The organism is Rhodococcus sp. C1 (assembly GCF_020809065.1).
In the GTDB taxonomy this organism is placed as follows: domain Bacteria; phylum Actinomycetota; class Actinomycetes; order Mycobacteriales; family Mycobacteriaceae; genus Rhodococcus_F; species Rhodococcus_F qingshengii.
Map to the genome: position 1 here is coordinate 5,427,447 of NZ_CP078080.1, position 18,115 is coordinate 5,445,561.

The window sequence follows — 18,115 nt, forward strand, 5'->3', positions numbered from 1 at the left end:
CCGGTCTCATCCGCTTCGGATGAGACCGCGATCGAAGCCTGCGGAAACCAGTGAGAATTGCCGGAATCAACCGAAATGCGCTAGTCGGCGGAATCCCGGTGCGCAGGCCTGACACGAAACGGATAAGACACATGAGCTTCTGGGAAAGCCTCGGCTGGATGCTGTGGGCAACCGTCTTCATCGGATATCTCTTCGCGCTGTTCGCGATCATCGCCGACCTGTTCCGCGACCACAAGCTCAGCGGTTGGTTGAAGGCCGTCTGGGTGTTCTTCCTACTCTTCCTGCCCATCCTCACCGCGCTCGTCTATCTCGTCGCCCGCGGCGAAGGGATGACGGAACGCAGCAACAAGGCCGCACGCGACGCCGAGAAGGCCGCCGAATCGTATATCCGCGAGGTCGCGGGGAAGAGCCCCAGCGAGGAGATCGCCGCAGCCGCAGCACTGCTCGAAGCCGGAGCGATCAGCGAGGACGAGTTCGCCGCACTCAAGCTGAAGGTCCTCTCGTGAGTGCCGCGCGTTTCGGCCCCGTCGACTTCTACCTTCTCGGCCTGCCTGGGCAGAGCCTCGACCCGGCCGCGCTCTCCGCACTGACCGACCTTACGGATACCGGCCTGGTGCGGCTGCTCGATCTGATCGTCATCTCCAAGTCCGAGGACGATGAACTCACCCTCATCGAAGTCGAGGAGTTGCCGAACGGCTTCGAGATCAACGTCGAGATGCTCGGCGCGTCCGGTCTGCTCGGGCATGAGGACATCACCGAACTCGCGGCAGCCATTCCCACCGGTGCCACAGCGCTGCTGGTCGCGCTCGAGCTGGTCTATCAGCGCGAACTCGCCGCACGCACCGCTGCGTCAGGCGCGGTGCTACTGGGTTACGAGCGGATACCCGCACCCGTCGTCAATGCCCTCATGGACACGATCATCCCGAGATTGGAGGTCTGACATGCCGTACATCCCGAGACGAGGCCGCCCCGGACTGCTGGGCCTCGCCGCCCGCACCGCGGTCGTCACCGGTACCGCGACCGCCGTCAGCGACGGTATGGCCACCCGCCGGCAAAGGAGAGCTCAGGCCGACTACGAGCAGGCGCAGTACGAATTTGCCCAGCAGCATGCCGCACTCCCGATGCCCACACCCGCACCCGCGGCCCCGGTCGATCTCGTCGCCGAGTTGCAGAAACTCGGCGACCTCAAATCACAAGGCCTGCTGAGCGACGCCGAGTTCCAAGCCGCGAAAGCGCGACTGCTCGGCTGATTCACCCCGACGGGCCATGGATTACCGCGCCCGCTTCCGTACCCCGACACCGATTGGAACCCACTATGTCCACGATCGCCGTCAACGTCCTGAACTTCAATCGGGCAGAGTCCGATCTCATGTTCGCTCGCCTGGCCGCGGGCGTCGGCCTGGGCACGTGGAACCACACTCGTGATCTCGGGTCACTCGACAACCAGCCGATCATCCGCCAGAACCGCGACACTCTGTACAGCAGCGCGATCATCGACGTGCGCGAGAACGTCACCATCACGGTGCCCGATACCGGCGAGCGCTACATCTCCGTGTGGGTGGTCAGTCAAGATCACTTCGGTCCCGTCATCCTGCGCGACCCGGGAGAGCACCTGCTCACGCGTGAATTGGTCGGGACCGACTACGCCGCACTGATCGTGCGCATCCTCGTCGATCCGAACAGCCCCGAAGACGTCGCCGAGGTGAACCGGTTGCAAGACGCCCTCAACATCGACGGCGGCGGAACGGGAGAGTTCCCGTTGCCCGACTACGACGAGCAATCGCAGACCGAGACCCGCGACGCACTCCTCGCACTCGCGCGAGGCATCACCACGTACGACCATTCATTCGGTACCGCTGCGGAAGTCGATCCGATCAGGCACCTGCTCGGTACCGCATCCGGCTGGGGTGGCCTTCCCGAGTACGAGGCCACCTACGTCAACTTCGACGAACGTCTCCCGGTCGGGGAATACCGTCTCCGCCTGAACGATGTTCCCGTGGATGCGTTCTGGTCGGTCTCGCTGTACAACGCGGCCGGATACTTCGAAGAGAACGCCCTGGGCGTCAACAGCATCAACAGCCTCACGGCCACCCCAGACTCCGACGGCAGCACCACCATCCGCTTCGGGGTCCATCTCGACGGCGTCGCGAACGCACTGCCCATCATGCCCGGGTGGAACTACGTACTGCGCCTGTACCGCCCCCGTCCCTCCGTGCTCGACGGCACCTGGACGGCGCCTCGTCCCGAAGCCCTGCAGCAAAGCGTTCCCCACGCACACACCACTCTCGGGTGACTCGACCTGATCACGGAGGTACAAGCCATGCGTCTGTTATTTCAGCTCGTTTCGCAATGTGTTCTCGGCGCGATCGCGCTGATCGTCGTGCATTTTGCTCTTCCTGGGGTCAGCCTGAGCGTGAACGGCTTCTTGGCCGCTATCGGTGTATTCACCCTCGCACACATGATTCTCGGCCCATTCGTGCTCAGCGTGGCACTGCACTACGCAGCTCCGCTCGCGGGTGGTGTCGGCTTGGTCGCCACACTGCTCGCGCTCTGGGTTGCGACCCTGGTCCCCGACGGTATCGAGATCAGCGGCGTCGGGTCCTGGATCCTCGCCCCGATCATCGTGTGGGTGATCACGGCATTGGGAGGGTGGATCTTCATGGCTCTCGTCATCGACAAGTGGATCAAGAGACGCAATGCCGAAAAGCTCGTGCGCAGTGTGCAGAAGGCATGAATGATCAGTTCGGAAACGGAACCCACAAGGAGTCAGCCATGCCAACTCACCCGCTCGATCGCCGCGTTCTCCTGAAGACCGCTCCGAACTTCCGGGACCTCGGTGGCATTCCTGTTGCAGACGGCACCGTCCGCGCGGGCGCGCTCTACCGTTCAGCGACTCTGGCGAAACTCGACGGCGACGACCTTGCCGCGGTCGCCGACTTGGACGTCCGGACGGTATACGACCTGAGGACCGCCGCCGAGCGCGACGGCGCACTCGACAATCTCCCTGACTCGACGCGCACAGTCTGGCTCGACGTACTTGCCGACAATGCCCAAAACGCCGCGGCCACTGGACTACTCATGACGGACCCGGTCGCATACGCCGAGACCATCAGCGACGGACGTGGGATCGCACAGATGGAGGAAGCCAACCGCAACTTCGTCAGCCTGCCGTCCGCTCTCGACGCCTATCGCACGTTCTACCTCGACCTCATCGACGAAAAACGCACCGGGGCAGCACTTTTCCACTGCACCACCGGCAAGGATCGAACCGGGTGGGCCGCGACCTCTTTCCTACTCCTCCTCGGGGCCGACGAAGCCGATGTACGCGCCGACTACCTGGAGACGAACACCGATCTGGCTCCCATGACAGAACCGATCCTCGACTTCGCCGCGAGCAAAGGCGTTGACGCAGAAGTGCTACGACCCCTCCTCGGAGTCCGTGACAGCTATTTCGACGCAGCTCTCGACGAAATGCGCACGCACTTCGGCACCGTCGAGGACTACGCAATCAACGGACTGAAGCTCACCGCAGAGCAACTCACCGCGCTCCGCGAGCGGTTCACATCCAGGTCGGGAGTCATCAGCGCGAAGTGATCGGAGCCCTTACCGAACAGGCATTTTGGCCCTCTCCCCGCTTTTTCTGGTGATTGTCCGCCCGGGTGACCACGACGACGGCGAGGATCCCCACCGCCAAGCCGAGCGCGGTGAACGCAGTGAACGATTCTCCGAACATCAACGCGCCCCAGACCGCGGTGACGGGGGCGATCAAGAACATCAAGGTGTTGACGGACGTGATGCCGATGCGACGGAGCAGTAACCAGTACAGCCCGTAACCACCGAACGTGGACAGCACGACTGACCAGAGCAATGCGATCCAGAATGTGTTGACGCTTGGTGGTACGGCGACACCTGAGGCCACCGCCAGTGTCGTGAAAACTATTGCGCTGGTAGAGCAGTGGATGGCCAGAGCCTGCAGAGGTGGCGTGGACGTGTGAGCGCGTTGTTGGACGAAGGTGGATGCAACCAGGCTGAGCATCCCCAGGAACGGAATCGCGTACGCCCACCACGGCGCCGATGTACCGGCCCCGGCATCGGCTGCCGTGACCATCGCGACGCCGCCCATTCCGATCGCCAACCCGATCCACTGCATACGCGGGACTGCGACACCGAGGACCGGACCGAGCAGCGCGGCAGCCACCAGCGGCTGAATACCGTCGATCAGCGCAGTTGTTCCGGTGTTCACGCCGAGATCGACTGCCCAGTACACCGACAACAGGTAGCCACTCTGGGAGAGCATCCCGATCACCACCTGCCTGCCGAGAGCCCGTGGTGTCGGCATCGTGTTCTGGCGCCGGGCGGAGAACCAGACAATCGGGAGCAGTACCACCGCGAGCGGGAGAAAACGCCACATCAGCAGCGTGGGGACCCCGGCACTGTCGGCGCCTAGTTTGGCTCCGATGAATCCCGAACTCCAGCACGCGACGAACAGGACCGACAAGGTAGCCGTCACGGCAGATCTCGAGGTCACGATCCGAGGTATACCGATCTGTTTACTCATGAGCCCGACTATACAGATCGGTATACTTTTGTCCATGGCAGAGGAATCCACACCCGAATTGACTCCGAAAGCGCGTCGCATTCTGGAGTCTGCGTCGAAGCTGTTCTACGAAAAGGGGATTCATGCCGTAGGCGTGGATACCGTCGCACTGGACGCCGGGGTCACGAAGAAGACTTTGTACGAACGGTTCGGCTCGAAAGACGGTCTCGTCGTTGAATACCTGAGGGCTCGAGATCGGCGGTGGCGAATCTTTCGCGACGAGAAGCTCGCATCAGCCGGAGCTAGCCGCGCCGAACAGTTGAGTGCGGTATTCGACGCTTCCGCCTCCTGGTCCAAGGCGAGCGGAGGCAAAGGGTGCAGCATGATCAACGCGCACGCCGAGTTCAGCGATCACTCACATCCGGTGTTCGCTGTCATCGCCGAACAAAAGCGGGAGATGTCAGACCTTTTCCGGCGCGTTCTGGCGACGGACGGACTAGCCGACGAACGTCTCGTCGAGGCAATCATGCTGCTTCACGAAGGTGCCCTCGTCGCAGACGGGATCGGTATCGGCACCGACCCCTTCGGCGCCGGCCGGGACGCGGCGCTCGAATTGCTCAAAAATTCAGACTGATTCGCGCAGTTGCCCCCACAGTCACTCCCCCACCCGCTTCGCCCCCACAGTCACTCCCCCACCCGCTTCGCCCCCACAGTCACTCCCCCACCCGCTTCGCCCCCACCATGCGCCTCGCTATCTCCAAATACCTCTCCACCAACTCGTCCGGAGACAACTCACCGTCCGGTCGGTACCAGACCGCGACGGCGACGCACATCGTCACCACGGCTCTGCTGGCGTCCTCGGGATGGTCGGCTTCGAACACGCCCGAGGCGACGCCGTCGAGGACGATCCGGTCCACCTGCTTCTGCTGTTCGTCGCGCTGGGCGATGTAACCAGCCCGGCTGTCGGGCTCCATGCTGCGGATCTCGGAGGAGGCGACGAACGACTGCTCGCGTCGAAACATGTGGAACCGCAACAGAGATTCGATCACCGCGTCGAAGCGATCGGAGGGATCGTCCCCGGCATCGAGTTCGGCGGCGCGGCTTCGCTCCAACAACTCCGTCATCACAACGGTCGCCAGACCGATCAGCAGAGCTTGCTTGGACGGGTAGTGGTGGTAGAGCCCCGGCACCGACAGCCCGGACCGCGACGCGACGTCACGGATCGAAGTCCCGTGATAGCCCTGCTCGACGAACGCCTCCAACGCCGCAGCGAGCGGTTTCGGTAGTCCCAGGTCTTCGTAATCGCGCCAGGACCCGCGTACCGGAAGCTCGTTCGTCATACCGATACCGTAGATCGCTCTTGCGCCGCCGCCGAACACGTCGGAGCCATTGGTTAGAGTCGGTGTTCACCGAAAGACAGGGACCAGTCATGATCCATGTTCGCCACACCGCGGTTGCTGCCGTGCCGGTTGATGTCGCCTTCGACTACATCGACAACTACCGCAATGTCCCGACGTGGATGTTCGGTGTTTCCGAGTTCACCCCGTTCGGAGAGTTCGATCAGGGACTCGGCGCCACGTTCGACGCGGCCATGCAGATCGGGCCGAGCACGTTGCGCTCCAAACTCGAGGTCACCGAGTGGGAGAAGAATCGGATCATCAAGCTGTCTTCGCTCGGCGGTGTATCCAACTCGTCCACGTGGGAGTTCGCTGCGATCGACGATTCCAAGACCGAGCTTTCCGTCGACTTCGCCTACAAACTGCCCGGCGGCATTGCCGGCAAGGCACTCGGCCGATTGATCGGGCCGTTCGTCGAAAACGCTGTCAAGAACAGCGAGGAAACACTGCGCCACAGCCTCGAGGAGCAGTTCGCGGCCCGCGGCGAAGGCTGAAACTACCCGCGGTCGCCTTCGAGTCCCAGCGCGTTGGCCCACACCTGAGTAGCCGTCTTGACGACGTCCTCGAACGGGACGGGGTTGCCGTCGGCGCCAGGTTCCTCGGAGACGAATGAACTGTAGGCAAGACGGCTCACCATCGCCGACAGTGCTCGGGAAGCCAACAGCGGGTCCAACGAGGCGTCTGCCTTGCCAGCTGCTTGCAAGCGTTCGATGGCTCGGGCATTGCGAGAAATGAAGGTCTCGGCTCGGTCCCGACGCAGTTTCGCGAAGGCCGGGTCGATGTGCGATACCTGCTCGAGTAGGCCCATGAGTTTGGCGTTGCGGCGAAAAGCCGTCAGGTAGGCACGGTTGCTCGATTCGAGGACCGCATACGGATTGTCGACGTCGCGGACCCGTCCCATGCCTGGGTGCAGCATGTCTTCCTGCGCGACGTCGAGAACTGCGGCGAAGATCTGCTCTTTGTTGTCGAAGTAGGTGTAGAACGTGCCGGTGGAGCAGTTCGCTTCCTTGGTGATGTCCGTGAGACGGGCGTCGAGATACCCTGCGCGCTCGAACACCGTTCGAGCCGCTGCGACCAGAGAAGCCCTGGTCCGGACGCCGCGGGCAGTCACCGGCAGGTCACGCAGAAGCTCCGTCGCAGCCATGGATGGTGGCGGACGGTCTTCCCAGTTCTCCTGAGGTTCGGCGCGAGAGGTCACCAGCTACTTATACGGCAAAGCCGGCGACATCTCGGCATCGGCGTCAGGTGATGGTGATTCCTCCGTCGACGGCGATGGTCTGACCGGTGACGTATCCGCCGGCCTCGGACGCGAGCCACACCATGGTGGCCGCGAGCTCTTCAGGATCGCCCATGCGGCCGAGGATCAGGCGCGGAGCCATCGCGTCCAAGTAACCGTCGTTGTATTGGTCCGTCATTTCCGACTTGAAGAAGCCGGGCGCGATCGCGTTGACGCGAATGCCCTTGCGCGTTCCCCACTGCTGTGCGAGGTCGCGGGTCAATCCGACGACGCCTGCCTTGCTCGCCGCATAGGCGGCCTGCGGGAGTCCGGCGGTCGTCAATCCGAGAATGCTCGAGATGTTGACGATGGAGCTGCCCGGGAGCATGACGCGGCCGCAGGCCTGCGCTGCCCAGTAGGACCCATTGAGGTTGATGTCGATGACGGCGCGGAACTGGTCCGGGGTCTCGCGGGTCGCCGGAACGGCAGTTCCGACGCCGGCATTGTTGACCAGCACGTCCACGCGGCCGAACTTCTCCATCGCGGCGTCGACCATGTTCTGAGCCTGAGCCGGATCGACGATGTCGGTGGCCACGCACAATGCTTCGCGGCCTGCGTCACGCACGAGCTTGGCCGTGTCTTCGAGCTTGTCGACGCGGCGAGCAGCGAGGACGACGTCCGCGCCGGCCTCTGCTGCGGCTTTCGCAAACGCCACCCCGAGGCCCGACGACGCACCGGTCACGATGACCACTCGATCGGTCAGAGAGAACTTGTCGAGAACAGACATGCGCGGTGATGCTCCTGTGTCGTCGGGTTCGGGAAGTGGCGGTTGCAGTGACGTATCGACTGCAGTTGCGAAATTACAGGCCGAGATCGCGGCCGATGAGTTCCTTCATGATCTCGTTGGATCCGGCCCAGATCTTGGTGACGCGGGCGTCCATCCACGCGCGAGCGGCGCGGTACTCGGTCATGAAGCCGTAGCCACCGTGCAACTGAACGCAGTGATCGAGGACCTCGTTCTGCACCTGCGCGGTCCACCACTTAGCCTTGGCGGCGTCGATGGCGGTCAGCTCGCCGGCAGCGTGTGCCGCGACGCAGTTGTCGACGTAGGCCTGGGTGACCTCGATGCGGGTGACGAGATCCGCGAGAAGGAATTTGTTCCACTGCAACGAGCCGATCGGCTGACCGAAAGCCTTGCGGTCCTTGGCATATTGCAGCGTCTCTTCGAGGATCGGAGCGGCGTGCGCGATGTTGGACACCGCAGCGCCGACGCGCTCCTGCGGCAGCATTTCCATCATGTGGATGAAGCCGCGGTCGATCTCACCGATGATGTTGGTGGACGGCACGCGAACGTTCTCGAAGAACAGTTCGGCGGTATCGGACTCGTGCTGGCCGACCTTGTCGAGCTTGCGTCCGCGCTCGAAGCCTTCCATGCCGGTCTCGACGGCAAAGAGGGTGATGCCCTTGGACTTCTTCTCGGGACTGGTCCGAGCCGCCACGATCACAAGGTCGGCGTTGTAGCCGTTGGTGATGAAGGTCTTGGAGCCGTTGATGATCCAGTCGTCGCCGTCCTTGACCGCAGTGGTCTTGAGCGAGGCGAGGTCGGATCCACCGGAAGGCTCGGTCATGCCGATGGCCGTCAGCATCTCACCGGTGCAGAACTTGGGCAGCCAACGCTGCTTCTGCTCTTCGGTGGTGAGCTGAACGAGGTAGGGAGCAACGACGTCGGCGTGAATGCCGAAGCTCGAGGCAACAGCTGCACTGGCGCGCGAGAGCTCTTCGGCCAGAACCGCGTTGAAGCGGTAGTCGCCGGCTTCGCTTCCGCCGTACGCCTCCGGAACCTCGAGTCCGAGGAAGCCGTTGCGTCCCGCTTCGAGCCAGATTTCACGATCGATGAAGCGCTGGTCGATCAGCTTCTCTGCGACCGGAAGGATGTTCCGGTTGACGAATTCGCGAGCAGATTCGCGAAATGCCTCGTGATCGGGTCCGTACAGAGTGCGACGCATGACGAGTTGCTTCCTTTCGGCGTGGCAAAGCCACACGTAACGATGTTCCTAAGCATTCGCTTAGAATCTAAGCACCTGCTTATAGTGAATCGAGAGCGGGATATTGTCAACATCGAAATCCGTCACACCTGGAGGAAACCGTGAGCGATTCACCTGACGTGGTGATCAGCCCCTCCAAAGCTGCGGCCCGTATCCGCGCGGCAGCCGTGGACGCTTTTGCCTCTGCCGGCTACGGCGGCACCACCACCCGTGACATCGCCGCGCGACTCGACATGAGTCCCGCCGCCATGTACCCGCACTACCGCTCGAAAGAAGAGCTGCTTTTCGCGATCAGCTTCGAAGGCCACACCGAAGCGTTGAAAGTGGTCGAGGGCGCCGACCGCCCGGGTGAAGAACCGTCCGTTCGTTTGCAGGAACTGATCAGCACCTTCGCCAGTTGGCAGGCCGGGCACCATTCACTCGCTCGCGTTGTCCAGTACGAACTCACTGCCCTCACACCAGAGCACTACCGAACCGTCGTCGCTCTTCGCCGCAACACGACGCGGGTGGTCCGGGAGGTTGTCGACGCCGGCGTGCAGTCGGGCGACTTCACGATCCCCGATGCCGAAGGCGTCACCCTCGCCTTGATGTCCCTGTGCGTCGACGTGTGCCGCTGGTTCCCAGCCGGCAATTACACGAATCCGGAAGACATCGGAAAACTGTACGGAGACCTGGCATTGAGGATGGTGGGCGCCGCCTGAATCAGGTGACACCGACCGCAGAAAGGACTCGGCCAGTGGCCAACCGCACCTATCTCTACTCGACCCCTGTTGCCCCGCATGAGAATCCGGCTGCCGCTCGCACCCGTGGACTCAAAGGAATCTCGGAGTGGTCGTACGCGATACCGCTGGTCCCGAGGATCCTTGTGTCCGTGAATCCCTTCGCCCAACAGTCGATCATCTGGGACGACACCCCCGACCTGATCGCGGTCACCGCGCCCTGTGGTCCTGGTATCGCCCGGTTCGAAGACTTCCTCGGCCGCATCGATCACCCCGCACTCGGCACGATGGCCGGCGATGCGCTGCGTTTCCTGCACAGCCACACCGAACCCGACCACTACTTCGTCCTCGAGTGCGGCGAGATCTTCGACATGGACGACGAACCGTTCGCCGAACAGGGCACGGCCCTGATGACCGGTCTGGCGGACATCGACGCCGAGATGGAGGCGGCGCTGGCCACGCTCGCACCCGTCAAGCCAAGCTTCTGGGAGCGACTGTTCACGCCGACTCAGGAGAGCGTCGAGGAACCGCTACGCGAGCTCGGCCTCGGTTACTGGTCCGAGACCCTGTACTTCGATCTCGACGTCCCTCGATAGGAGCCGATCAGTCCGAGATCTCACCCAACCGACGCTCCAGGTAGGCCCGCTCCGGTTCCGTACCAACGAGTTTCAGAGCTTGTCGGTACGCGGATGCCGCTGCGTCGGTGCGCCCCAACCGAGCAAGTAGTTCGGCTCGTGCAAGGTGATACGGATGGTAGTCGGCAAGTTTGGGCTCCGCTGCCAGTTCCTCCAGCGCAGTCAGCCCGACTTCCTCGCCGTCGCGCATCGCCAGCGCCACTGCCCTGTTGACTGCGACGACGGGCGAAGGCGTCAACGTGAGAAGCACTCCGTAGAGCGCGCAGATCTGCGGCCAGTCGGTGCTCTCCACATCTGCGGCCTCGTCATGCAATGCGGCGATGGCGGCCTGCACCCCGTACGGCCCCGGCGCTCCCCCGGTCAACGCGACTACGACGAGGTCGCTGCCTTCCTCGATCATCGGCTGGTCCCAACACCCGCGATCCTGGTCTTCGAGGAGCACGATCCCGCCACCGGCGTCGGTACGGGCATCCCGGCGCGCATGGACGAGAAGCATCAACGCGAGCAACCCGGCGATCTCGCGCTCCTCGGGAAGCAAAGCGCGCAAGATCCTCGCCAGCCTGATCGCCTCTACTGCCAGGTCGACGCGTTGCAGATCTGGACCCGAACTCGCTGCATACCCCTCGGTGAACACCGAATAGATCACCCGCAGAACACCGGGCAGACGCTCCGGGAGTTCTTCGGCGCTGGGAGTTCGGAAGGGAATCCGAGCCTGACGTATCTTCTTCTTCGCACGCACGATCCGCTGCGCCATGGTCGCAGAAGGCACGAGGAAGGCCCGAGCAACCTCGGGCGTCGTCAACCCTCCGAGGCAACGCAAGGTGAGTGCGATTCGGTCGTCCTCGGCCAGCGCTGGGTGCGAGCAGGTGAAGAACAGCTGCAACCGCTCGTCGGGAAGTTCTCCGTCGACCGTGGGCGGCGCCGGGTCGGCACGATCGGCGTCCACCTGCATCACCGCCAATCGCGCCGCATAGGCCTGATCACGACGAAGCCTGTCGACGGCTTTACGACGCGCCGTGGTCAGCAGCCAGGCGCCGGGTTTAGCCGGCACTCCGTCCACGGCCCAGTGCACCAACGCGGCCTCGACGGCTTCGGAGGTGACTTCCTCGGCCAGATCCAGATCACCGAAGCGGCGGACGAGCGAGGCCAAGAGTCGTCCGCGTTCCTCCCGGAACACTGACTCGATGGAGTTCTCGGCCTGCTCGTCCACGGCGAATCAGTCCCCGAACCCGGCCAGTGGACGCACCTCGACGCTGCCGCCGTCGCGCGCGCCGGGGCACCGCGCGGCCCATGAAAGCGCCGCATCCAGATCGGGAACGTCGATGACGTCGTAGCCGCCGAGGATTTCACGGGTTTCTGCGAAGGGTCCGTCGGTGACGGTCTTTTCTCCGGACTGCGAGACCCGAACCGTCGTCGTAGTCGTCAGGTCGGCGAGGGCATCGCCGGACACCCAGATCCCGGCATCCTTCATTTCCTTGTCGTATTGCTGCCAGTCCTCGAACGTGCACTGGGGTTCGTTGTCTCCGCCGGGCGCGGTGTAGATGAGCAACATGTACTTCATGACTGACTCCTTGGTCTGTTGTTTCTCTTCCGGCTTTCTTGCCTTACAACATGACGACGAACGGTTCTCCCCGGAATCGACAGGCGACTCGAAAAAACTTTTGGCGGGTTCGTCCGAGGTGCTGCCGTTAGGCTGAGTGTATGACCGAACGCGACCGGGACGCCGCTGGGAAACCCCTCAATTCGCGGCCCCGTGACGGACTCGGCCGTCCACTGCCACGCGACGCGCCGGGCGGCGTTCCGCGCATTCCGGACGATGTACGCCTGCCACCAGACGAGTCCATCACCGAGGCTCAGCGCCTCCTCGACCACGGCATGCCTTTTCACGCACACGAGATTCTCGAAGGAACGTGGAAAAGCGCGCCGCCCGAGGAACGTGACCTGTGGCAGGGACTGGCTCAGTTGGCCGTCGGGCTCACCCATCTGCTTCGGGGCAACAACACCGGCGCCGTCTCACTCCTCGGCCAGGGTCACGACCGCATCAGGCACTACGAGGTCGAGAGTCCGCACGGCCTCGATATCCCCGGTCTACTGACGTGGTCCGAGCACCTGCTCGCCGAAATCGATCGCCCCGGCGATTTCCCCGCCCCTCCGATTCCGAGGTTGAGAATCCCCTGATGCCCATCTTCCCCATGTTTCCGCTCGGCTCCGCTTTGCTACCGGGTGAGGTGTTGCCCCTGAACATCTTCGAACCTCGGTATCGCGCACTGGTCGAGAACGTTCTCGAAGCTGCCGACGGCCCACTGTTCGGAGTAGTGCTCATCGCTCGTGGCCACGAGGTCGGTGGCGGCGAATCACGTCACGACGTCGGCACTCTGGCTCGGATCGAGTCTCATGTCGCCATGGGTGCCGGGCGGTATCAGTTGTATTGCCGGACCGAAGACCGCATCCGGGTCAATCGATGGCTGCCGGACGATCCCTACCCACTTGCCGAGGTCGAATTGTGGCCTGACGAGAACAACGGAACACCAGTCACTGCTTACGAATACGACTCGCTCCTCGAGCGCATCGAGTTCATGTACGGAATGTTGGGAAAGCTCGCACTTCGGGCCGGCGAACAGACTCCGCGAATGCCCGTCCCACCGGATCCCTTGGATCCGCTGGGTTCTCGGCTGTATGCCCTCGCCAGGAGCATTCCGATGGGTGACGCCGATCGCCTGGCGATTTTGACCGCGCCAGGCGCCGACGAACGTATTCGGACACTCTCGGAGGCAGTCGAGAACACCATCGAGGTCGCGCAGTTCAATCTCCTCTGAGCGCAACTACGCCATCGTCTGACCCATGTCGATGACGATCTTCGTCCCGGTGACCGCGCGGGAGAGGTCCGTCGCGAGGTAGACGACGGCGTTGGAGATGTCCTCGACGGTGGTGCGCGGGACGGACGTGAGCGGCCACTTGTACGAGTTCATGTACTCCGGATGAGTAGTGAGTACCTTACCGACGTTGGGATCGTTGCCCATCTCGGTCTCCACCGCGCCAGGGTGGATGCTGTTGACTCGAATGTCGAAGCTTCCCAATTCCGTTGCAGCAGTGCGAGCCAAACCCACGAGGCCGTGCTTGGCCGCCGAGTAGTGCGCGCAGCCGGGCGCTTCGGCGACGCCGGCAGCACTGCTCACAATCACGATGGAACCACCGTTGCCGGCTTCGATCATTGCAGGAACCGCAGCTGTCATCGCGCGCCAGACACCATTGAGATTGATGTCCACCAGCGTCGACCACTGCTCTTCAGGCATCTCCCAGAAACGGTTCCACGTAGCGATGCCCGCATTGGCAATCACGACGTCGAGGCGATCGAACTTGTCGACGCCCGACGCCACCGCCGCACGCAGTGCCTCGAGGTCACGGACGTCCGCTACAGCGGTGACGATCTCGCGCCCCTCCGCTCGCACGAGACGAGCCGTTTCTTCGAGGTCGGCTTCAGTCGCGGCCGCGTAACCCACGTCTTCGGACACCGACGCGCACACGTCGACAGCGATGACGTCTGCACCTTCCTGCGCGAGTCGAATCGCGTGATTGCGTCCCTGACCCCGCGCTGCACCGGTGATGAAAACGACCTTGCCTGCCAACAGTTGTGTCATGGCCGGGACGTTAGACGCTGATGTGGCCCGCTGCCTCCGAGTTCCCGCTCGACGGGAATCAACCGTCGACGATGACGACGTGAAGATTCCTCGGACCATGGACACCTTCGACGCGCTCGAGTTCGATGTCGGAGGTCGCCGACGGGCCGCTGATCATGGTGGTGGGGCGCTCCGGTGTCAGATTCGCAATCGCCTCCGGCACTCCCACTTCCACACTGCTGCGATACACGACGCAGATGTGTGTGTCCGGTACCAGCGTCAACGCACGGCGTCCCTGCGATGGACCGGCGTCGAGGAAGATCGTGCCGGTTTCGGCACACGATACCTTCGAGCCGGTGACAACGGCGTCGAGGTTCTCGAGTTCAGGAGCCGGTACGTCCGGGCTGTCCACCACCAGCGTTCCGTCGAATCCGGCTACCCATGATCGGTCGAGGCCGGCGGGGATCCCCAGAGTGTGTAGTCCGCGCCCTTTCAGTATTCCGGCGACGGCCTCGGCGATTTCTGTTGCAGCGCAATGGTGAACGTGCGCCTTGTAGTCCACCAGACGGTCGACGAACAAATCGATGAGTTCCTCGTCGGACATGGTTCTGCCAGTCCGGTAGTTTCGCGGTATCTCGCCTTCGCGGGCGGGCGCCAAGGTGATGGCATCACGAATGCGTCCGAGCACCACTTCACGTGAATTCATCTGTCCGCCTTCCCGTCACGACGAGCCTCGTCCAATGCCGCGCGGCCTTCGTCGGAGTCCCACCAGGATCGGAAGGTCTGCTTGGGCGGTGCGGGAATGTCTCTGGCAGCTGTCCAACCGTTCAATGGAGGTGGCAACGTAGAGATCTTCCCTTTCCTGCCGGCCACGACGCGTCCGAGCCCGGCAGCTTTCTGAGCCAACGTCCACCGGCCCTCGGTCGACATCGCCAGAGAGGCGGCTTTCATCGCCAAAGACTCTGCCGTGACACCGGATTGCTCGACCTTCTGGTGCCGCAATTCGACGAGCAGCGAGGGTATGTCGATCTTGACCGGGCAGGCGTCGAAGCACGCACCGCACAGACTCGAGGCAAAGGGAAGCGTCGAGTTGGGATCATCTTTGCCATGCATGCCCGCGAGCTGCGGAGTCAGCACCGCGCCGATCGGTCCCGGATAGGTCGATCCGTAGGCGTGACCGCCGGTGCGCTCGTAGACCGGGCACACGTTCAGACACGCCGAGCACCGTATGCAGCTCAGGGCTTCCCTCCCGATCTTGTCGGCAAGCGCGGCAGTCCGACCGTTGTCGAGGAGGACCAGGTGGAACTCCTGTGGACCGTCGTCGGGCGTGACGCCGGTCCACATGGAGGTGTACGGGTTCATCCGCTCCCCCGTCGAGGACCGCGGCAGCAGTTGCAGGAAGACCTCCAGATCCTGATACGTCGGCAGAATCTTCTCGATGCCCATCACGGTGATCAGTGTTTTCGGCAGCGTCAGGCACATTCGCCCGTTGCCCTCCGACTCCACGACGGTCAGAGTGCCCGTGTCCGCGATGCCGAAATTGGCGCCGGAGACGGCGACCGGCGTCGTCATGAACTTGTGGCGCAGAAACTTTCGTGCAGCAGCGGCAAGTTCGGCCGGGTTCTCCCCGAGGTTGGGGTCGACATCTGGCATCTCACGAAGGAATATCTCCCGAATCTCGGACCTGTTGCGATGGATCGCGGGAACCAGGATGTGCGACGGTTTGTCGTGGCCGAGTTGGACGATCAATTCCGCGAGATCGGTCTCGTAGGCGGTGATTCCGTGGGCTTCGAGATGCTCGTTGAGACCGATCTCCTGCGTGGCCATCGACTTGACCTTGATGACCTCGTCGGAGCCGGTGGCTTTGACAAGTTCGGTCACAATGGCGTTGGCCTCGTTGGCATCCGCCGCCCAATGCACATGCCCACCGCGCGCGATGACTGCAGCCTCGAACTGTTCGAGCAGTTCCGGCAACCGCGCCATGACGTCGGCCTTGATCGCCGAACCCGCGTCACGCAGCTCTTCCCAATCGGGCAGCTCTCCAGTCACGTTGATGCGCTTGGCACGGATGGTGTGCGTCGCCTTGCCGATATTGCGTCGCAGTTGCGCGTTGGCCAGCTCGTGATGTGCTGCGACGGGGAATTTCTCAGTACCTCGCAGGAACCCTGCACCCTCGGGCGACCTCGGCGGGAAGCTGGGCAGACCCAGCGTCACAGCGCTCATGCGTGCACCCGGCTTTCCACCGACGCCAGAATCTCCGCGAGGTGAATGGTCTTGGCGCCCATCTGCAGTCGTGACATACCGCCGCCGATGTGCATGAGGCAGGACGAGTCTCCGGCGCTGCAGAATTCGGCGCCGGTGTCCGCAACGTGGCGAATTTTGTCCGCCAGCATGGCCGTCGAAGTCTCCGCATTCTTGATGGCGAAGGTGCCGCCGAATCCACAGCAGGAATCTGCTTCGGGGAGTTCGACCAGATCGATGTCGCGGACGTTGCGCAGCAACTGAAGTGGCTTGTCCCCTACCCTCAGCATGCGCAGTGAGTGACAGGTCGGGTGATAGGTGACCCGGTGCGGGAAGTACGCGCCCACATCGGTGACCCCGAGAACGTCCACGAGGAATTCGGAAAGCTCGTACGTCTTTGCCTTCACGGTCTGCACCTGTCCACACAGCGACGCGGTGCCGTAGCGCTCGGCGACGATCTCGTGTTGATGACGGACCGAGCCGACGCACGACCCCGATGGTGCGACAACGGCGTCGATCGACGCATCACCGAAGGTATCGGCGTAGTTCGCGACCAGCGGTAGTGCGCCCGGCTGATAGCCGGTATTGACGTGCATCTGCCCGCAGCAGGTCTGCCCGGACGGAAACACGACGTCGTGCCCGAGACGGGTGAGCAGGAGGGCGGTGGCCTTGACGGCGTCGGGAAACATCGTGTCCCCGATGCAGGTGGCGAACAGCGCTACTCGCATGTGGTTCCCCGCAATCTGTCAGTGTGGTCTGACCACAGTAATACATCCCCGTACAGGCCACCCCATAAACGGCGTCCACCCGGTTATGCTCTTGCCTCATGCCGACCGAGCCGAGCCCGCGAGCGTGGGAACAAGTACTGAGCCACCTCGAACGTCGGCTCGTTTCAGGCGAGGTGTCTCCTGGCCAGCGCCTGCCGGGAGAGAGAATTCTGGCAGCAGAGTTGGGCGTCGGACGGTCATCGGTCCGAGAAGCGTTGCGGGTCATGGAAGCACTCGGCCTCCTCAAGGCGCAGACTGGCTCCGGCCCGACGTCCGGCGCGATGATCGTGGCCAAACCGACCGGCGGTATGACCATGCTGATGCGGATGCAGGTTGCAGCACAAGGCTTTCCGGTCTCGGATGTGGTGAAGACACGACTCGTTCTCGAATCCGAGGTGATGCAGTCCCTGGCATCGCGGACCCCGACACCCGACCTCCGCGCGGCCGTCGAACTGCTCGACTCGATGGAGGACGCAGCTCTCTCGGCCGAGGAATTCTTGCTACTCGACGCACAGTTCCACGTGGCGCTCGCCGACGCGGCGGGCAATCAGGTGATCGCAGCCATGATGACCGGCCTGCGCGAGTCCATCGAGGCCTACGTTCTCGCGGGCGTCCAGATCGACAGCTGGCCGAGCACCTGCATGCGACTGCGTGACGAACACCGAGGATTGGTGGATGCGGTCAACGCGGGTGACGGCGAACTCGCACGTCAGCGCATAGTCGGCCACATCCGCGGTTACTACTCGGAAAGCGCCCACTCCGGCCGGTGACAGGGGGTGGTAATTGCGCCTCCAGAAGTCGTGTACTGTTGGTTTCACACCGACGCGGGGTGGAGCAGCTCGGTAGCTCGCTGGGCTCATAACCCAGAGGTCGCAGGTTCAAATCCTGTCCCCGCTACAAAGAAGAGGCCCGTAGGTTGCGAAAGCGACCTACGGGCCTTT

The 18,115-nt window shown here is 63.1% G+C and carries 24 protein-coding genes and 1 tRNA gene; 14 read left to right on the forward strand and 11 right to left on the reverse strand.

Annotated elements, in window-relative coordinates; translation table 11 throughout:
• Positions 1-131: 131 nt before the first annotated feature.
• The 6 genes from KTR60_RS24985 to KTR60_RS25010 all read left to right on the forward strand — a co-directional run bounded on the left by KTR60_RS24985 (position 132) and on the right by KTR60_RS25010 (position 3,594).
• The gene (locus KTR60_RS24985; protein WP_030537228.1) at positions 132-506 is read left to right on the forward strand and encodes a PLDc N-terminal domain-containing protein; all 375 of its coding nucleotides are present in this window, start codon (positions 132-134) and stop codon (positions 504-506) included.
• Positions 503-940: a DUF6325 family protein gene (locus KTR60_RS24990; protein WP_228401355.1), complete on the forward strand. Its 438-nt coding sequence runs from the start codon at positions 503-505 to the stop codon at positions 938-940. Before KTR60_RS24985 ends, KTR60_RS24990 begins: the two co-directional genes overlap by 4 nt.
• A 1-nt stretch (position 941) precedes the next feature.
• On the forward strand, positions 942-1,250 hold the full coding sequence (locus KTR60_RS24995; RefSeq protein WP_007729626.1) for an SHOCT domain-containing protein: 309 nt from the start codon (positions 942-944) through the stop codon (positions 1,248-1,250).
• Positions 1,251-1,315: 65 nt separating this feature from the next.
• Entirely contained in the window at positions 1,316-2,293 is a 978-nt protein-coding gene (locus tag KTR60_RS25000) for a DUF1214 domain-containing protein (protein WP_003940299.1), read from the forward strand.
• A gap of 27 nt (positions 2,294-2,320) precedes the next feature.
• On the forward strand, positions 2,321-2,734 hold the full coding sequence (locus KTR60_RS25005) for a phage holin family protein (protein ID WP_003940418.1): 414 nt from the start codon (positions 2,321-2,323) through the stop codon (positions 2,732-2,734).
• Positions 2,735-2,772: 38 nt separating this feature from the next.
• Positions 2,773-3,594 carry a tyrosine-protein phosphatase gene (locus KTR60_RS25010; protein WP_228401356.1) on the forward strand — a complete coding sequence of 274 codons (822 nt, stop codon included), beginning with the start codon at positions 2,773-2,775 and terminating at the stop codon, positions 3,592-3,594.
• Here KTR60_RS25010 and KTR60_RS25015 read toward each other — a convergent pair.
• Positions 3,581-4,510 (reverse strand): DMT family transporter, encoded by a 930-nt coding sequence (locus KTR60_RS25015; RefSeq protein WP_221742443.1) that lies wholly within the window; start codon positions 4,508-4,510, stop codon positions 3,581-3,583. The two genes, KTR60_RS25010 and KTR60_RS25015, sit on opposite strands and share 14 nt — an antisense overlap.
• 82 nt (positions 4,511-4,592) lie before the next feature.
• Here KTR60_RS25015 and KTR60_RS25020 point away from each other — a divergent pair, with 82 nt between their 5' ends.
• The gene (locus KTR60_RS25020; protein WP_221742391.1) at positions 4,593-5,171 is read left to right on the forward strand and encodes a TetR/AcrR family transcriptional regulator; all 579 of its coding nucleotides are present in this window, start codon (positions 4,593-4,595) and stop codon (positions 5,169-5,171) included.
• A gap of 79 nt (positions 5,172-5,250) precedes the next feature.
• Here the strand turns inward: KTR60_RS25020 and KTR60_RS25025 are convergent, their stop codons facing one another.
• On the reverse strand, positions 5,251-5,877 hold the full coding sequence (locus KTR60_RS25025; protein WP_030536574.1) for a TetR/AcrR family transcriptional regulator: 627 nt from the start codon (positions 5,875-5,877) through the stop codon (positions 5,251-5,253).
• 89 nt (positions 5,878-5,966) lie between these two features.
• Here KTR60_RS25025 and KTR60_RS25030 point away from each other — a divergent pair, with 89 nt between their 5' ends.
• A complete protein-coding gene (locus tag KTR60_RS25030) occupies positions 5,967-6,428 on the forward strand; it encodes an SRPBCC family protein (protein WP_003940411.1) in 462 nt (153 codons plus the stop codon).
• Positions 6,429-6,430: 2 nt separating this feature from the next.
• On the opposite strand, the gene KTR60_RS25035 is transcribed toward KTR60_RS25030, so the two are convergent.
• The 3 genes from KTR60_RS25035 to KTR60_RS25045 all read right to left on the reverse strand — a co-directional run bounded on the left by KTR60_RS25035 (position 6,431) and on the right by KTR60_RS25045 (position 9,156).
• On the reverse strand, positions 6,431-7,078 hold the full coding sequence (locus tag KTR60_RS25035) for a TetR/AcrR family transcriptional regulator (protein WP_007730038.1): 648 nt from the start codon (positions 7,076-7,078) through the stop codon (positions 6,431-6,433).
• A 97-nt stretch (positions 7,079-7,175) separates the two neighbouring features.
• A complete protein-coding gene (locus KTR60_RS25040) occupies positions 7,176-7,937 on the reverse strand; it encodes an SDR family NAD(P)-dependent oxidoreductase (protein ID WP_003939707.1) in 762 nt (253 codons plus the stop codon).
• A gap of 73 nt (positions 7,938-8,010) precedes the next feature.
• The gene (locus KTR60_RS25045; RefSeq protein ID WP_007730036.1) at positions 8,011-9,156 is read right to left on the reverse strand and encodes an acyl-CoA dehydrogenase family protein; all 1,146 of its coding nucleotides are present in this window, start codon (positions 9,154-9,156) and stop codon (positions 8,011-8,013) included.
• A gap of 140 nt (positions 9,157-9,296) precedes the next feature.
• Between KTR60_RS25045 and KTR60_RS25050 the strand changes: the two genes are divergently transcribed.
• A complete protein-coding gene (locus tag KTR60_RS25050; RefSeq protein WP_228401358.1) occupies positions 9,297-9,896 on the forward strand; it encodes a TetR/AcrR family transcriptional regulator in 600 nt (199 codons plus the stop codon).
• 35 nt (positions 9,897-9,931) lie between these two features.
• Positions 9,932-10,510 (forward strand): hypothetical protein, encoded by a 579-nt coding sequence (locus KTR60_RS25055; protein ID WP_228401359.1) that lies wholly within the window; start codon positions 9,932-9,934, stop codon positions 10,508-10,510.
• A 7-nt stretch (positions 10,511-10,517) separates the two neighbouring features.
• Here the strand turns inward: KTR60_RS25055 and KTR60_RS25060 are convergent, their stop codons facing one another.
• A complete protein-coding gene (locus tag KTR60_RS25060; protein WP_228401360.1) occupies positions 10,518-11,759 on the reverse strand; it encodes an RNA polymerase sigma factor in 1,242 nt (413 codons plus the stop codon).
• Positions 11,760-11,765: 6 nt separating this feature from the next.
• Positions 11,766-12,110 carry a YciI family protein gene (locus KTR60_RS25065; protein ID WP_228401361.1) on the reverse strand — a complete coding sequence of 115 codons (345 nt, stop codon included), beginning with the start codon at positions 12,108-12,110 and terminating at the stop codon, positions 11,766-11,768.
• A gap of 140 nt (positions 12,111-12,250) precedes the next feature.
• Between KTR60_RS25065 and KTR60_RS25070 the strand changes: the two genes are divergently transcribed.
• Together KTR60_RS25070 and KTR60_RS25075 are read left to right on the forward strand one after the other, a co-directional pair.
• Positions 12,251-12,727 carry a DUF309 domain-containing protein gene (locus KTR60_RS25070; RefSeq protein ID WP_166809019.1) on the forward strand — a complete coding sequence of 159 codons (477 nt, stop codon included), beginning with the start codon at positions 12,251-12,253 and terminating at the stop codon, positions 12,725-12,727.
• The gene (locus KTR60_RS25075) at positions 12,727-13,365 is read left to right on the forward strand and encodes an LON peptidase substrate-binding domain-containing protein (protein ID WP_003940076.1); all 639 of its coding nucleotides are present in this window, start codon (positions 12,727-12,729) and stop codon (positions 13,363-13,365) included. The genes KTR60_RS25070 and KTR60_RS25075 overlap by 1 nt, the downstream gene beginning before the upstream one ends.
• Positions 13,366-13,371: 6 nt before the next feature.
• Here KTR60_RS25075 and KTR60_RS25080 read toward each other — a convergent pair whose 3' ends face one another.
• The 4 genes from KTR60_RS25080 to KTR60_RS25095 are packed head-to-tail and all read right to left on the reverse strand — an operon-like array spanning position 13,372 to position 17,135.
• Positions 13,372-14,187, reverse strand: coding sequence for a mycofactocin-coupled SDR family oxidoreductase (locus KTR60_RS25080; RefSeq protein WP_228401362.1), 816 nt, complete (start codon positions 14,185-14,187; stop codon positions 13,372-13,374).
• Positions 14,188-14,245: 58 nt separating this feature from the next.
• The gene (locus KTR60_RS25085) at positions 14,246-14,872 is read right to left on the reverse strand and encodes a LutC/YkgG family protein (RefSeq protein ID WP_047272066.1); all 627 of its coding nucleotides are present in this window, start codon (positions 14,870-14,872) and stop codon (positions 14,246-14,248) included.
• A complete protein-coding gene (locus tag KTR60_RS25090; RefSeq protein ID WP_047272064.1) occupies positions 14,869-16,389 on the reverse strand; it encodes a LutB/LldF family L-lactate oxidation iron-sulfur protein in 1,521 nt (506 codons plus the stop codon). Before KTR60_RS25090 ends, KTR60_RS25085 begins: the two co-directional genes overlap by 4 nt.
• On the reverse strand, positions 16,386-17,135 hold the full coding sequence (locus KTR60_RS25095; RefSeq protein WP_003940529.1) for a (Fe-S)-binding protein: 750 nt from the start codon (positions 17,133-17,135) through the stop codon (positions 16,386-16,388). Before KTR60_RS25095 ends, KTR60_RS25090 begins: the two co-directional genes overlap by 4 nt.
• Positions 17,136-17,233: 98 nt before the next feature.
• Here KTR60_RS25095 and KTR60_RS25100 point away from each other — a divergent pair, with 98 nt between their 5' ends.
• Positions 17,234-17,944, forward strand: coding sequence for a FadR/GntR family transcriptional regulator (locus KTR60_RS25100; RefSeq protein ID WP_042446958.1), 711 nt, complete (start codon positions 17,234-17,236; stop codon positions 17,942-17,944).
• Positions 17,945-17,997: 53 nt separating this feature from the next.
• Positions 17,998-18,071, forward strand: a tRNA-Met gene (locus tag KTR60_RS25105).
• Positions 18,072-18,115: the final 44 nt, after the last annotated feature.